This is a genomic window from Pseudomonas putida, assembly GCF_002025705.1.
GTDB lineage: Bacteria > Pseudomonadota > Gammaproteobacteria > Pseudomonadales > Pseudomonadaceae > Aquipseudomonas > Aquipseudomonas putida_J.
Genome location: NZ_CP018846.1, coordinates 3,128,643 through 3,141,718, shown reverse-complemented (window position 1 = coordinate 3,141,718; position 13,076 = coordinate 3,128,643). Strand labels below are relative to the sequence as shown.

The window sequence follows — 13,076 nt, the reverse complement described above, 5'->3', positions numbered from 1 at the left end:
AGCGCAGGCAGGTGAACTGGGCCATGGTAGCGGCAGGTTTGACGCGCAGGCGCCAGGCGCCAGCCAGGGAGAGTGTTCATGCGTTCGCAGTCCAGTGCCAAAGATCGCCTGCTAGACCTTGATGGTATCGAGATTGCCGTGCGCACCTGGGGGCCGGAGGACGGCATTCCAGTGCTGGCCCTGCACGGCTGGTTGGACAATGCCGCCTCATACGAACGGCTTGCACCGTTGCTCGACGGCTGCTTCGTGGTTGCGCCCGACCTGGTGGGCCACGGGCGCTCCGACCATCGTCGCCATGACAGTGGTTATTACCTTTGGGAACACGCCGAGGATATGCTGGCGGTCACCGACAGCCTGGGCCTGGCGCAATTCCATGTGCTGGCCCACGGCATGGGCAGTGGCATCGCTTCGTTGCTGGCGGCCATGACCAGCAGCATTGCCAGCATGATCTTCATCGACGGCATGGGCGCACCATTCACTGTCAGTGAAGACAGCCGGGTGCAACACCTGGCCCGCGCCTATCGGCTCAAGCGCATGCTCCAACGCATCCAGTTGCAGGGTTTTGGCGAGCAGGACAGCAGCCGCTTCGACGACCTCGAAACGGCCATGCAGCAACGGCGCCGTCGCCTGGATGGCGAGTTGTCGGAGGATGCCGCTCGCGTGCTCGCCCAGCGAGACCTGCTGCAACTGGCCGAGGGTTATAGTTGGCGCCACGACCCGCGCCTGGTACTGCCTGAACCGATGCCGCTGACCGAGCGCGAGGCCTGTGACCTGCTCCGGGAAATCCGTTGTCCTTTGTACCTGATGTTGGGCAGGCAAGGCGCCTTCACCGGGCAGGGCTTCGATAAACGCAAAGCAGCATTGCCGGGCCAGGCCAAGGTTTCCTGGCACCCAGGCGGGCACCATTTTCACCTTGAGGCACCGGACCGGGCACTGGTCGACGCACTGCTGCGCATTCTGGCCAGGCACGATGGCGGCCAGCTGCAGCGGTTGGTGAACGAGTAAGGAGCATAGTCAGTCAGCAGGTTCCTGGGCTATGGTGGCGAACGCCATCGCGCACGCGCCACAAGGAGACCTGGCATGCGACCGTTCATCATCAAGCACATCGACCACCTGGTGCTGCGGGTCAGTGATCTGCCGCGCAGCGTGGCCTTTTACCGTGACCTGCTGGGCTGCACGGTCAGCCGCGAACGTGAAGACCTGGGCATGGTTCACCTGGCCACGGGCACGACGATGATCGATCTGGTCACCCTCGACGGGCCGCTGGGGCGCCCGGGCGGTGCGGCGCCGGGTCCGGAGGGGCGCAACCTGCACCACTTCTGCCTGCGCATCGACCCGTTCGACGAGCCGGCATTGACAGCCTACCTGCAAGCGGCCGGGGTGACGGTGGAGCCAGCGGAGCAACGCTATGGCGCCGAAGGCGAGGGGCCGTCGATGTACTGCTTCGACCCAGATGGCAATCAGGTCGAGCTCAAGGGGCCCTGCGCATGAACGACATCAACGTGGCCGAACATTGGATCAACACGCAGCACGGCGCGCTGTTCGCCCAGGACTGGGTACCGCAGGCCGTGCAGGGCGTGCCGATCATTCTGCTGCATGACTCGCTGGGTTGCGTCGCCTTGTGGCGCGATTTCCCCGAGCAGCTGGCGGCTGCCACCGGGCATCGGGTAATTGCCTATGATCGCCTGGGTTTCGGGCGCTCGTCTGCTCGCTCAGGCAAGCTGGCCCGGGGGTTTGTCGAGGAAGAGGCAGTGCAGGGCTTTGCCGCACTACGTCAGCAGTTGGGCATCGCCGACTTCATTGTCTTTGGCCACAGCGTCGGTGGCGGCATGGCGGTTGCCTGTGCGGCTACCCATGCGCAGCATTGCCAGGCGCTGATCATCGAGTCGGCCCAGGCCTTCGCCGAAGACCTGACTTTGCAGGGCATCCGTGACGCCGACCAGCAGTTCGCGGTACCTGGGCAATTGCAGCGGCTGTCGCGCTACCACGGTGACAAGGCCCAATGGGTGTTGCGGGCCTGGGTGGACACCTGGTTGTCCGAGGCGTTCGCCGACTGGAGCCTCGATCCAGTGCTGCCAGGCGTACGCTGCCCGATGCTCAGCCTGCATGGCGAACAGGACGAATTCGGCTCGGTGGCCCACCCTCGGCGCTTCACCGCCTTGACCGAGGGGCCGAGTGTGATGCGCCTGTTGCCGGGCTGTGGGCATGTTCCGCATCGGGAACAGGCCGAAGTCGTGCTGGCCGAGGTGCAACGGTTTCTGGGGTGATGGCAACTGGCGATGCTGGCAAGTGGATATTGCCGTAAAGCCGATTATGCTTCAGTTACCTTGCTGCGATCCGAGGCAGCTGACCTCGTCGTGCTTCGCGCAACCAATGCTAGCCCTTGGGCCTGGGTGCGACGGTGAAATGGGTGTGAGGTACTCCGGCCTTCGATAACGACAAGACGGAGGCATCCCATGGCGGTTCTCGACAGCGCGTCCACGGGCAGTAGCGCGCCCCAACGGGGCATTACCAAGGAGGAGCGCAAGGTCATCTTCGCTTCCTCGCTGGGTACCGTGTTCGAATGGTACGACTTCTACCTTTACGGCTCGCTGGCAGCGATCATCGCCAAGCACTTCTTCGCCGGCGTCAATGAAACCACTTCGTTCATCTTCGCCTTGCTGGCCTTTGCCGCCGGCTTTGCCGTGCGCCCGTTCGGCGCCATCGTGTTCGGCCGCTTGGGCGACATGATCGGGCGCAAGCACACCTTCCTCATCACCATCGTCATCATGGGCCTGTCAACCGCGGTGGTAGGGCTGTTGCCCAGTTACGCGGCGATTGGCGTGGCGGCACCGATCATCCTGATCACCCTGCGCCTGCTCCAGGGCCTGGCGCTGGGCGGCGAATACGGTGGTGCGGCCACTTACGTGGCCGAGCATGCGCCCAAGGGCCGGCGTGGCTTCTTCACGTCGTGGATCCAGACCACCGCCACCCTCGGCCTGTTCCTCTCGCTGCTGGTGATCCTGGCCTGCCGCACCGCCATGGGCACCGAGGTGTTCGAGGCCTGGGGCTGGCGGGTGCCGTTCCTGTTGTCGATCCTGCTGCTGGCGATTTCGGTGTACATCCGCATGCAGCTCAACGAGTCGCCGGTGTTCATGAAGATGAAGGCCGAGGGCAAGGCGTCCAAGGCGCCGCTGACCGAGTCGTTCGCCCGCTGGGACAACCTCAAGGTGGTGATCATGTCGCTGCTTGGTGGCACTGCCGGGCAGGCGGTGGTGTGGTACACCGGGCAGTTCTATGCGCTGTTCTTCCTGCTGCAGATGCTCAAGATCGACCCGCAGACCGCCAACCTGCTGATCGCCGGTTCCCTGCTGATCGGTACACCGTTCTTCGTCATATTCGGCAGCCTGTCGGACCGCATCGGCCGCAAGAAGATCGTCATGGCCGGCTGCATCATCGCTGCGCTGACCTACTTCCCGATCTTCAAGGCGCTGACCGAGTACGGCAACCCGGACGTGTTCGTCGCCCAGGAGCAGAACCCGGTGGTGGTAGTCGCCGACCCTGGCCAGTGCGCGTTCCAGTTCGACCCAGTGGGCAAGGCCAAATTCACCAGCTCCTGCGATATCGCCAAGAGCCTGCTGGCCAAGCGTGCGATTCCCTACACCAACCAGGCAGCAGAGCCCGGCAGCGTGGCGCAGGTTCGCATCGGGGAACGGGTGATCCCGAGCTTCGACGGCAGCAGCCTGGCGGCCGCCGACCTGAAGACCCAGAGCGATGCCTTTACCGCGACCATGGGTGGCGCCTTGAAAGAGGCGGGTTACCCGGAAAAGGCCGATCCGGCGAAAATCCACTACCCGATGGTGCTGTTGCTGCTGACCATTCTGGTGATCTACGTGACCATGGTTTACGGGCCGATCGCCGCCTGGCTGGTGGAGCTGTTCCCGGCACGCATCCGCTACACCTCGATGTCGCTGCCGTACCACATCGGCAACGGCTGGTTCGGCGGCTTCCTGCCGACGGTGGCGTTCGCCATGGTAGCGGCGACCGGGGATATCTATTACGGGCTGTGGTACCCGATCGTGATTGCGGTGATGACGGCGGTGCTCGGGATCTGCTTCCTGCCGGAAACCAAGGATCGGGAAATTACATAGGCAGGTCCGGCCCCTTCGCGGCTGAAGCCGCTCCTACAGGCGCAGCGCAGGCTCTGTAGGAGCGGCTTTAGCCGCGAAGAGGCCGGTGCAGGAAAAATCAGTCGAAGTACCCTCGCAGAGTGTAGGCATACCCGGTATCCACCTCTTTGGCTTCACCCCGGCTCCAGCGTTTCTTCAGCACGAACTCGAAAGCAGGTTCGTACAAGCCGTCCCTGATCAGCGCCCCGGCCAGCACCTCGACGTCATACCAGCCATTGTCCAGCTCTATGATCGGCCGCCCTGGCACCTGATAGCGCGCCATCAGGTCACCCAGCGTCTTGTTGGTGAAGTGCTGCAGGACACGCCAGGTGTACAGCATCACCGCACGGTTCTCGACCTGCAGCACATAGCCGTTGCGCCGGTGCTTGAGGCGGCTGCCGGGTTCGAGCAGGGCCGGTGTGTAGCCATCGAGGGTGAACAGGATGTGGTAGGGCAGGTTGTCGACCCCCGCCAGTGGTATCACCACACCTTCAGCCACGGCCTTGTCACCGCTGTCGTTGCTGGTGAACTCGCGGGCCAGGTCGTCGGACAGGTGGTTTTCGTGTTTGAAACGATCGAGCAGCTGGATATCGCCCAGCAGGAAGTAGTCGACCAGGTCATTGAGCACTTCGCTGAATTCGTGGCGCATCTGTTTTCCTTATTGTGGCGCACGGGTACAGCTGCAATGTAGCCAATGGCAGCACCGGCTGCCATGGGCGCCGCTCAGTGCTTCTGGGCGATCTGTATCAGGTTGCCGCAGGTGTCGTCGAACACCGCGACGGTGACCGGGCCCAGGTCGGTGGGCTCCTTGATGAATTTCACGCCGGCCTTGCACAGGCGAGTGTACTCGGCCTGGATATCGCGCACGCCGAAGGAAGTGGCCGGAATGCCGTCCTGCTTCAGCGCTTGCTTGTAGATTTTCGCTGCCGGGTGCGCATCGGGCTCCAGCAGCAGCTCGACACCATTGGGGTCGTTGGGTGAGGTCAGTGTCAGCCAGCGATGCTGGCCCATGGGGATGTCGTGCTTGGGCTCGAAGCCGAGGACGTAATGGTAGAAAGCCAGAGCCTTGGCCTGGTCGTCGACGAGAATGCTGGTGACAACGATCTTCATAGGCGCACACCGTACCTGCGGGTCGATACCTACCAGTAAAGACGCTCTGGTCCAATTCACCAGCAAGGTACAGCCTTGTGTTGCCTGAAATGGCCCAATCGCCGGCCAGGCAGCGATTGGGCCACTTCAGGTTACAACCAGCCTTTGATTTGCCGCGCCACCGCCTCGGTGGAGATGCCATAGCGATCATGCAAGGTCGGCAACGCGCCGGCATCGAGGAACGCATCCGGCAGCGCAATCTGGCGGAAGGTCGGGGTCACGCCATTGCGCAGCAGCACGCCGGCCACCGCTTCACCCAACCCGCCGACGATGGAATGGTTCTCTGCCGTCACTACCAGCCGCCCTGGCTTGCGTGCCTCGGCCAGGATTGTCGCTTCGTCCAGCGGCTTGATGGTCGGCACATGCAGCACCGACACATCCACGCCATCCTTGTGCAGCTGTTCGGCGGCCTCCAGCGCGCGCATGGTCATCAGCCCGCTGGCAATCACCAGCACGTCACGGCCGCCGCGTACCACCTGGGCGTTGCCAAGCTGGAAGCGGTAGTCGTAGCGGTCCAGCACCAAGGGCACATTGCCGCGCAGCAGGCGCATGTACACCGGGCCCTGGTGAGCGGCGATAGCTGGTACTGCCTGCTCGATCTCCAAGGCATCGCAAGGGTCGACAATCATCAGGTTAGGCATGGCGCGCATGATCGCCAGGTCGTCGGTGGCCTGGTGACTGGGGCCGTAGCCGGTGGTCAATCCAGGCAGGGCGCAGACGATCTTGACGTTGAGGTTTTCCTCGGCGATGGCCATGCAGATGAAGTCATAAGCGCGCCGCGAAGCGAACACCGCATAGGTGGTGGCGAACGGGGTGAAGCCTTCGCGGGCCATGCCGGCTGCGGCGCTCATCAGCAACTGTTCGGCCATGCCCATCTGGTAGAACCGTTGTGGGTGGGCTTTGGCGAATATATGCAGGTCAGTGTACTTGGACAGGTCGGCACTCAGGCCGACGATGTCCTGGCGCTGCTCGGCCAGCGCGGTCAGGGCATGGCCGAAGGGCGCCGGGCGTGTCGGTTGGCCCTCGGCGGCGATCGAGGCGATCATCGCCGAGGTGGTCAGGCGTTTGGCAGGTGCGGTCTGGTTGTTCATGCGTGGCTCCCGGCGTCCAGTGCTTGCAGGGCGAGGTCCCATTCGTGTTCGTCGACACGGATGAAATGGGTCTTGTCGCGGTTCTCTAGGAAGGGCACGCCCTTGCCCATGCGCGTGTCGCAGACGATCACCCGTGGCTGCGCGCCAGTGTGTGCGCGGGCCTGGTCGAAGGCGCGGACCAGGGCGTCGAGGTCGTTGCCGTCAACCCGCTGCACATGCCAGCCAAACGCCTGCCAACGGTCGACGATCGGCTCGAACGCGAGGATCTCGCTGGAGTGGCCATCGGCCTGCTGGTTGTTGACGTCGATGATCGCGATCAGGTTGTCCAGCTGCCAGTGGCTGGCAGACATCGCCGCTTCCCAGGTCGAGCCTTCGTTCAGTTCGCCGTCGGACAGCAAGTTGTACACCCAGCTGGCCGAGCCCTTGCGCTTGAGGCCCAGGCAGGCGCCAACGGCGATGCCGAGGCCGTGGCCGAGCGAGCCACCGGTGATTTCCATGCCGGGGGTGTAGGCGGCCATGCCGGACATCGGCAGGCGGCTGTCGTCGCAACCGTAGGTTTCCAGTTCGTCTTCAGCGATCACCTCGGCCTCGATCAGCGCGGCGTACAGGGCGATGGCGTAATGGCCGATGGACAGGTAGAAGCGGTCGCGCTGTTCCCATCCGGGGTTGGTCGGGTCCAGGCGCAGGGCGTGGAAGTAGGCCACGGCCAGCAGGTCGGCAGCGCCCAGGGCCTGGCCGATGTAGCCCTGGCCCTGGACCTGGCCCATGCGCAGGGCGTTGCGGCGGATGTTGTGGGCGCGCGCAGCCAAGGGCCGCGCACCCGGAGTAGCGGGTACGGTGTTCATGGGTGACTCCTTTGCGGGAATTAACGGTTGACCAGGCTCGCCGGTACGCGGAACACCAGCCCGGCGCCGAAGATCAGCACGGCGGTGATCAGGTACATGCCGACGGCGTTGTTGCCCAGGGTGCTGGTGACCCAGCCGATCAGGAACGGTGAGCAAAACCCGGCGAGGTTGGCGAAGCTGTTGACTGCGGCGATGCCGGCGGCGGCCGAAACACCTCCGAGCAATGTGGTCGGCAGCATCCAGAACAGTGAAGAGGCCGAGAGGATGCCGGATGCCGCCAGGCACAGGCTCAGGATCGACAGGCTCAGGTGGCTGGCAAACACGGCGGCCAGGGTCAGGCCCAGGGCGCCGGCCAACATCGGGATCGCCAGGTGCCAGCGCCGCTCGCGGTGGCGGTCGCCACTGCGTCCGGCCAGCAGCATGGCGCCAATGGCACAGAGGTAGGGCAGGCTGGTCAGCAGGCCGATGTGCAGCGGGTCGGCAACGCCGGCGTTGCGCACCAGGGTCGGCAGCCAGAAGGTGATCGCGTACTGGCCCATGACCACGCAGAAGTAGATACCGGCCAACAGCCACAGGCGGCGGTCGCGGATGAAGTCAGCCACCGAACCATGCTGCACCTTGTGTTGCTCGTCTTCGGCCAGCTCCTTGCGCAGCAGCGCCTTTTCTTCAGCGTTGAGCCAATGGGCCTGTTCGACACCGTCCTTGAGGTAGCTCAGCACCAGGACACCCACAAGCACGGTTGGAACGGCCTCCAGGACGAACATCCACTGCCAGCCGGCCCAGCCATGCACACCGGCGAAACGCTCCATGATCCAGCCCGACAGCGGCCCGCCGACCATGCCCGAGAGCGGGATGGCGATGAACCACAACGCGGTCATCTTGGCCCGCCGGTAGGACGGGAACCAGTAGGTCAGGTACAGCAGCAGGCCCGGTGCCAGGCCAGCCTCGGCGACGCCGAGGAAGAAGCGCAGCACATAGAACTGCCAGGCCGTCTCGACGAAGGCGAACAGGGCCGAGATCAGGCCCCAGGTGATCATGATGCGGGCGATCCAGCGCCGCGCGCCGACCTTGTGCAGGATGATGTTGCTCGGCACTTCGCAGAGGAAGTAGCCGATGAAGAACATCCCGGCGCCCAGGCCGTAGACCGCTTCGGACAGAGCCAGGTCATCCATCATCTGCAGCTTGGCGAACCCTACGTTGACCCGGTCGAGGTAGGCGCACAGGTAGCACAGCATGAGAAAGGGCATCAGCCGCCAGGCTGTCTTGCGGTAGGCATTGCTGCGCGCGGCCGTGGCCGCGTCGAGGGCTAGGGTGGTCATGTCGATCTGATCTCTTGTTGTTATCGATTGCCCCGCCGTGGCGGGGCTCAGATGCGAAACAGAGTGCCTGGGTACATCAGTGGATCAGCATGCCGCCGTTGACGTCCAGGGTGATGCCGGTGAGATAGCTGGAAAGGTCGCTGGCCAGGAACAGTGCGGCGTTGGCCACGTCGCGGGCTTCGCCCAGGCGGCCCAGGGGGATGCCTTCAATGATGGCGTGGCGGCGCTCGTCCTGCATCAGGCCGCCAGTGATGTCGGTATGGATCAGGCCTGGGGTGATGGCGTTGACCCGTACGTTGTCCGGGCCGAGCTCGCGGGCCATTGCCTTGCCCAGGCCCAGCACGCCGGCCTTGGCGGCACTGTAGTGCGGGCCTCCGAAGATGCCGCCGCCACGCTGTGCCGACACCGACGACATGCAGATGATGCTGCCCGAGCGTTGCGCGCGCATGGACGGGATCACGGCCTGGGACATCAACAGCGTGCCGCGCAGGTTGACGTCGAGGATGCGGTCATAGTCCTTGCCGGTGATTTCCAGGGTTTTCACCGGTTGAGTGATGCCGGCGTTGTTGACCAGCACGTCGATGCGGCCGAAGAGCGCCAGCACCTCGGCCACCGCGTCGCGCACCTGGGCTTCGTCGGCGACGTTGGCGGCAAGGCCCAGGTGGCCTGCGCCCAGTTGCGCGGCAGCTTCGCGGGCGGCTTGCAGGTCGAGGTCGAGGATAGCCACCTTGGCGCCCTGGGCGGCAAAGGCCTGGGCGGTGGCGCGGCCGATACCGCGGGCAGAGGCGGCACCGGTGACGATTGCGAATTTACCTTCGAGCAGCATGGGTGTACTCCGGATGTTTGTTGTTGTGGGCACAGCTTGGTATCCGCACGAGGGCTGGGCAACGCAGTGCGCTTCAGCCTATGCTGAAAAAAATTCAGTACAGGGCAGGGGCGTGATCACGTTCGAGGCCCGTGACACCAAGGGAATGCGATGAATCACGACCCGGGCAAGAAGCCCCTGCAACTGCCACCGCTGAAAGCGATTCAGGCCTTCGAGCAGGCCGCACGCTTTGGCAACGTCGCCCGCGCCGCCGAACAGCTCAACCTGACGCCCTCGGCGGTGAGCCACCAGATCGCCAATCTGGAGGCGCTGATCGGCCGGCCGTTGTTCCTGCGCACGGCCAAAGGAGTCACCCTGACGGCGGCGGGGGACCAGTACCTGCGCGAGGTGTCTGGCATCCTGCAAAGCCTGGCCACGGCCACCGAGCGCGCTGGCAGCGCGGTGGGTTTCGATTGCCTGCGCCTGCACGCCTCGCCGAGCTTCGGCCTGCTCTGGCTGCTGCCACGGCTTGAGCAGTTTCGCGCCAGCCACCCGGATATCCAGATCAACCTGTCGTGTTCGTACGAGGCGCTGCACTTTGGCCGTCATCAGATCGACGTCGATATCCGCCATGGCTACCCCAACTGGCCGAGCCTGGAAGTGCGCACCATCCGCCATGAGCGCGCCACGGTACTGGCGTCGCCGACGCTGCTGGCGCGTCAGCCGATCCACCAGCCTGGCGATCTGCTGGGGCAGAACCTGATCCTGTCCGAGTCGGCACTGGTGCAATGGCCGCAGTGGTTCGCCCAACAGGGCGTGTCATTGCCCCAGGCACCGTTCGCGCTGAGCTTCGACCGCTCGTACATGAGCCTGGAGGCGGCCAGCCATGGCTACGGGTTCATCCTGGAAAGTTCGTTGCTGGCGCAGGACTACGTGGCGCGCGGGCAACTGCTGCCGGTGTTCGGCAACGAGCAGGCGAGCCCGGTGAGTGCCCATCACATGGTGTTTCCGCGGGGGCATGCCGAGTTGCCCAGGGTGCGGCGGTTTCTGGAGTGGATGCAGGGGCAGCTGGGGCATGACTTCAGCTATTGATTGCCCGTCGCCACAGCCAGGAAGCTGTCGATGACCTGGCTGCTGCGCCGCTCCGCAAGGCAGTACAGGTAGGTTTCAGTGTGAACCGGGTCGCCCTCGATGCGGATCGCCTTGAGTTGTGGCCCCGGCACGAACTCCGCTTCGGACACCACACCTAGCCCGATGCCCCGTGCCACCGCCTCACGCAGCGCCTCACGGCTACCGATTTCCATCAGCATGCGCGGGCTGACCTCGCGTTTGGCCAGCACCCGTTCGAAGGCCGCCCGTGTGGTCGAACCCTGTTCCCGGCGCAACATGGCCTGGCCCTGCAAGGCCTCGAGGCGCACGCAGTCGTGGCGAGCCAAGGGGTGCTCGACATGGGCGAACAGGATTACCGGGTGGCGTGCGTACAGTTGCGCCTGAAACGCCGGGTCCTCATGCAGCCCGGCCAGCACGCCGACGTCGATCACGTAGTTTTCCAGGTCTGCCAGTACCGAGGCCGAGTTGCCGATGCGGATCGACAGTTCGATCTGCGGGTAGGCGCGGCGATAGGCATCGACCATCTCGATCACATGGAATGGTCCCACGGCACCTAGTTGCAGCTGGCCCCGGCTGAGCGTGCCGGAATCACGCAACAGCCCGCTGGCTTCGGCTTCCAGCGTCAGCAGTTGCTGGGCAATCGGCAACAGCTGGCGCCCCACACCGGTCAGTTCGATACGCCGGCCACGGCGATGGAACAGTTCCAGGTTGTGCTGGCGCTCAAGTGCCTGCACCTGGGTGGTCAGGGTCGGTTGGCTGAGGCCCAGTGCACGGGCTCCGGCGCTGAAACTGCCATGCCGGGCCACGGCGAGGAAGGCACGCAGTTTGCTGTTGGACATCCATAGATCCTTTCAATGGTTTTGCCTGAAAACCCATATTGAATCGATGGCATGACGTTCACATTACCGGCCTAGGGTAGGACGCATTCCCAACCACTCGCTGGAAATGCCATGAACCTGATAACAAAACTGCTCTGCGCTGCTGGTGTCGCGCTGCCCCTGCTGGCCAGCCCCTTTGCACAGGCCGTTGAAACGGTGCGTATCGGCCTGATCCCATCGGAAGATTCCCAGGCCATGATCGAAGGCAGCAAGCAGGTGCTCGACCAGCTTCAGCAACACCTGGGCATGCCGGTGGAGCCGTTCGTGGCCACAGACTACAACGGCGTGATCGAAGCCCTGCGGGCCGGCAAGCTGGATGTCGCTTACCTCGGGCCGTTTTCCTACGTGTTGGCAAGCAAGGTGGCAGGCGCCGAAGCCTTTGCCGTGGCAGAAACCCAGAAGACCGGCAAAAGCGCCTACCGCAGCGTGATCGTGGTGCGCAACAGCAGCCCGATTCAGTCGCTGGCGGACTTCAAGGGGCACACGTTCGCCTTCGTCGACCCGAGCTCAGCTTCCGGCCACCTGTTCCCGAAAGCCGGTGTGGAAAAGGCCGGTTTCAAGCCCGATCAGCTGTTCTCGCGGGTGATTTTCTCGGGCTCGCACGATGCCAGTATCCTGGCTGTGGCCAATGGCAAGGTTGACGGTGCGGCGGTGGCAGACCGCATTCTCGCTTCGGCCATCGCCGCCGGGGAGGTGGGCAAGGATGACCTGCGGATCGTCTGGAGCTCCCCGGACATCCCCGAGTCGCCCATGGCCTGGCGCAAGGACCTTGACCCTGCACTGAAACAGAAACTGGCCGCAGCCATGGCTCAGGTGAAGAACGTCGAGTGGACCGACCAGGGCCTGCTCAACGGCTTCCAGCCCACCAACGATGCCGCCTATGACGTGGTACGCGAAACCGCTCAGGTGCTCGAACTGGACCTGGGGGGCATGAAATGATCCGCGTCAGCCAACTGACCAAGCATTACGGCGACAACCCGGTGCTGCGCGGCATCGACCTGTCGATCGGTGCTGGCGAATTTGTCGTGGTGCTGGGCCAGTCCGGTGCCGGCAAGTCGACCCTGCTGCGCTGCATGAACCGCCTGGCCCGCGCCGACAGTGGCGAACTGCAGGTGGCAGGTATCGACGCCATGCTGCCGCGAGGTGAGCGTGAACTGCGCCGCCGGGTGGCGATGATCTTCCAGCATCACAATGTGGTGCCACGTTTGTCGGTGCTGAAGAACGTACTGACCGGCCGGCTCGGCGCCATGTCGACCCTGGCCTCGCTGCTGCAGCTGTTCCGCCGCGCCGATGTGGAACTGGCTCGCCAGTGCCTGCGCCGGGTGGAGCTGGCGCACAAGGCCGAGTCGCGCACCGATGCGTTGTCTGGCGGGCAGATGCAGCGGGTGGGCATTGCTCGCGCGCTGGCCCAGCAGCCGCAGGTGATTCTGGCCGATGAGCCGGTGGCCAGCCTTGACCCGAAGACTGCGCGCCTGGTGATGCAGTACCTGCGTGATGCCAGCCGCGAGCTGGGCATCACCGTGGTGTGTAACCTGCACCAGGTGGACTTTGCCCGCGAGTTTGGTGACCGCATCGTCGGCCTGGCCCATGGCCGCCTGGTATATGACGGCGACGCCAGCGGCCTGGACGAGGCGGCGCTGCAACGTATCTACCCGCAGTTTGATGCTGCGTCGCCGCATGAAGCGCCGGTGCTGGCACAACTCGGCCCGGCCAAGCGAATGGGAGCCTGAA

The 13,076-nt window shown here is 64.3% G+C and carries 14 protein-coding genes; 7 read left to right on the top strand and 7 right to left on the bottom strand.

Annotation, left to right across the window (positions count from 1 at the left end; translation table 11 throughout):
* The first annotated feature begins 78 nt into the window (after window positions 1-78).
* From BUQ73_RS14155 to BUQ73_RS14140, 4 genes are all read left to right on the top strand, one after another.
* A complete protein-coding gene (locus BUQ73_RS14155; RefSeq protein WP_079228489.1) occupies window positions 79-1,005 on the top strand; it encodes an alpha/beta fold hydrolase in 927 nt (308 codons plus the stop codon).
* Window positions 1,006-1,080: 75 nt separating this feature from the next.
* Window positions 1,081-1,491, top strand: a complete 411-nt coding sequence (locus BUQ73_RS14150) for a VOC family protein (RefSeq protein ID WP_079228488.1) — start codon at window positions 1,081-1,083, stop codon at window positions 1,489-1,491.
* A complete protein-coding gene (locus BUQ73_RS14145; RefSeq protein WP_079228487.1) occupies window positions 1,488-2,267 on the top strand; it encodes an alpha/beta fold hydrolase in 780 nt (259 codons plus the stop codon). Before BUQ73_RS14150 ends, BUQ73_RS14145 begins: the two co-directional genes overlap by 4 nt.
* Before the next feature lie 189 nt (window positions 2,268-2,456).
* Entirely contained in the window at window positions 2,457-4,130 is a 1,674-nt protein-coding gene (locus BUQ73_RS14140) for an MFS transporter (protein ID WP_079228486.1), read from the top strand.
* A gap of 97 nt (window positions 4,131-4,227) precedes the next feature.
* Here BUQ73_RS14140 and BUQ73_RS14135 read toward each other — a convergent pair whose 3' ends face one another.
* The 6 genes from BUQ73_RS14135 to BUQ73_RS14110 all read right to left on the bottom strand — a co-directional run bounded on the left by BUQ73_RS14135 (window position 4,228) and on the right by BUQ73_RS14110 (window position 9,378).
* A complete protein-coding gene (locus BUQ73_RS14135; RefSeq protein ID WP_079228485.1) occupies window positions 4,228-4,797 on the bottom strand; it encodes a hypothetical protein in 570 nt (189 codons plus the stop codon).
* Between the two features lie 74 nt (window positions 4,798-4,871).
* On the bottom strand, window positions 4,872-5,258 hold the full coding sequence (locus BUQ73_RS14130) for a VOC family protein (RefSeq protein WP_027918732.1): 387 nt from the start codon (window positions 5,256-5,258) through the stop codon (window positions 4,872-4,874).
* A 131-nt stretch (window positions 5,259-5,389) separates the two neighbouring features.
* The gene (locus tag BUQ73_RS14125) at window positions 5,390-6,388 is read right to left on the bottom strand and encodes a transketolase family protein (RefSeq protein WP_079228484.1); all 999 of its coding nucleotides are present in this window, start codon (window positions 6,386-6,388) and stop codon (window positions 5,390-5,392) included.
* Complete coding sequence (locus BUQ73_RS14120) at window positions 6,385-7,233, bottom strand: transketolase (RefSeq protein WP_079228483.1); 849 nt, start codon at window positions 7,231-7,233, stop codon at window positions 6,385-6,387. The genes BUQ73_RS14125 and BUQ73_RS14120 overlap by 4 nt, the downstream gene beginning before the upstream one ends.
* Before the next feature lie 20 nt (window positions 7,234-7,253).
* Window positions 7,254-8,552, bottom strand: coding sequence for an MFS transporter (locus BUQ73_RS14115; RefSeq protein WP_079228482.1), 1,299 nt, complete (start codon window positions 8,550-8,552; stop codon window positions 7,254-7,256).
* 76 nt (window positions 8,553-8,628) lie between these two features.
* Window positions 8,629-9,378 carry an SDR family NAD(P)-dependent oxidoreductase gene (locus tag BUQ73_RS14110; RefSeq protein ID WP_079228481.1) on the bottom strand — a complete coding sequence of 250 codons (750 nt, stop codon included), beginning with the start codon at window positions 9,376-9,378 and terminating at the stop codon, window positions 8,629-8,631.
* A 150-nt stretch (window positions 9,379-9,528) separates the two neighbouring features.
* Between BUQ73_RS14110 and BUQ73_RS14105 the strand changes: the two genes are divergently transcribed.
* The gene (locus BUQ73_RS14105) at window positions 9,529-10,449 is read left to right on the top strand and encodes a LysR substrate-binding domain-containing protein (protein WP_079228480.1); all 921 of its coding nucleotides are present in this window, start codon (window positions 9,529-9,531) and stop codon (window positions 10,447-10,449) included.
* Here the strand turns inward: BUQ73_RS14105 and BUQ73_RS14100 are convergent.
* Window positions 10,443-11,306 carry a LysR substrate-binding domain-containing protein gene (locus tag BUQ73_RS14100; RefSeq protein ID WP_079228479.1) on the bottom strand — a complete coding sequence of 288 codons (864 nt, stop codon included), beginning with the start codon at window positions 11,304-11,306 and terminating at the stop codon, window positions 10,443-10,445. The two genes, BUQ73_RS14105 and BUQ73_RS14100, sit on opposite strands and share 7 nt — an antisense overlap.
* Window positions 11,307-11,417: 111 nt before the next feature.
* Between BUQ73_RS14100 and phnD the strand changes: the two genes are divergently transcribed.
* Both phnD and phnC read left to right on the top strand, forming a co-directional pair.
* Window positions 11,418-12,284, top strand: a complete 867-nt coding sequence (gene phnD / locus BUQ73_RS14095; RefSeq protein ID WP_079228478.1) for a phosphonate ABC transporter substrate-binding protein — start codon at window positions 11,418-11,420, stop codon at window positions 12,282-12,284.
* Window positions 12,281-13,075 carry a phosphonate ABC transporter ATP-binding protein gene (gene phnC, locus BUQ73_RS14090; protein ID WP_079228477.1) on the top strand — a complete coding sequence of 265 codons (795 nt, stop codon included), beginning with the start codon at window positions 12,281-12,283 and terminating at the stop codon, window positions 13,073-13,075. Before phnD ends, phnC begins: the two co-directional genes overlap by 4 nt.
* Window position 13,076: the final 1 nt, after the last annotated feature.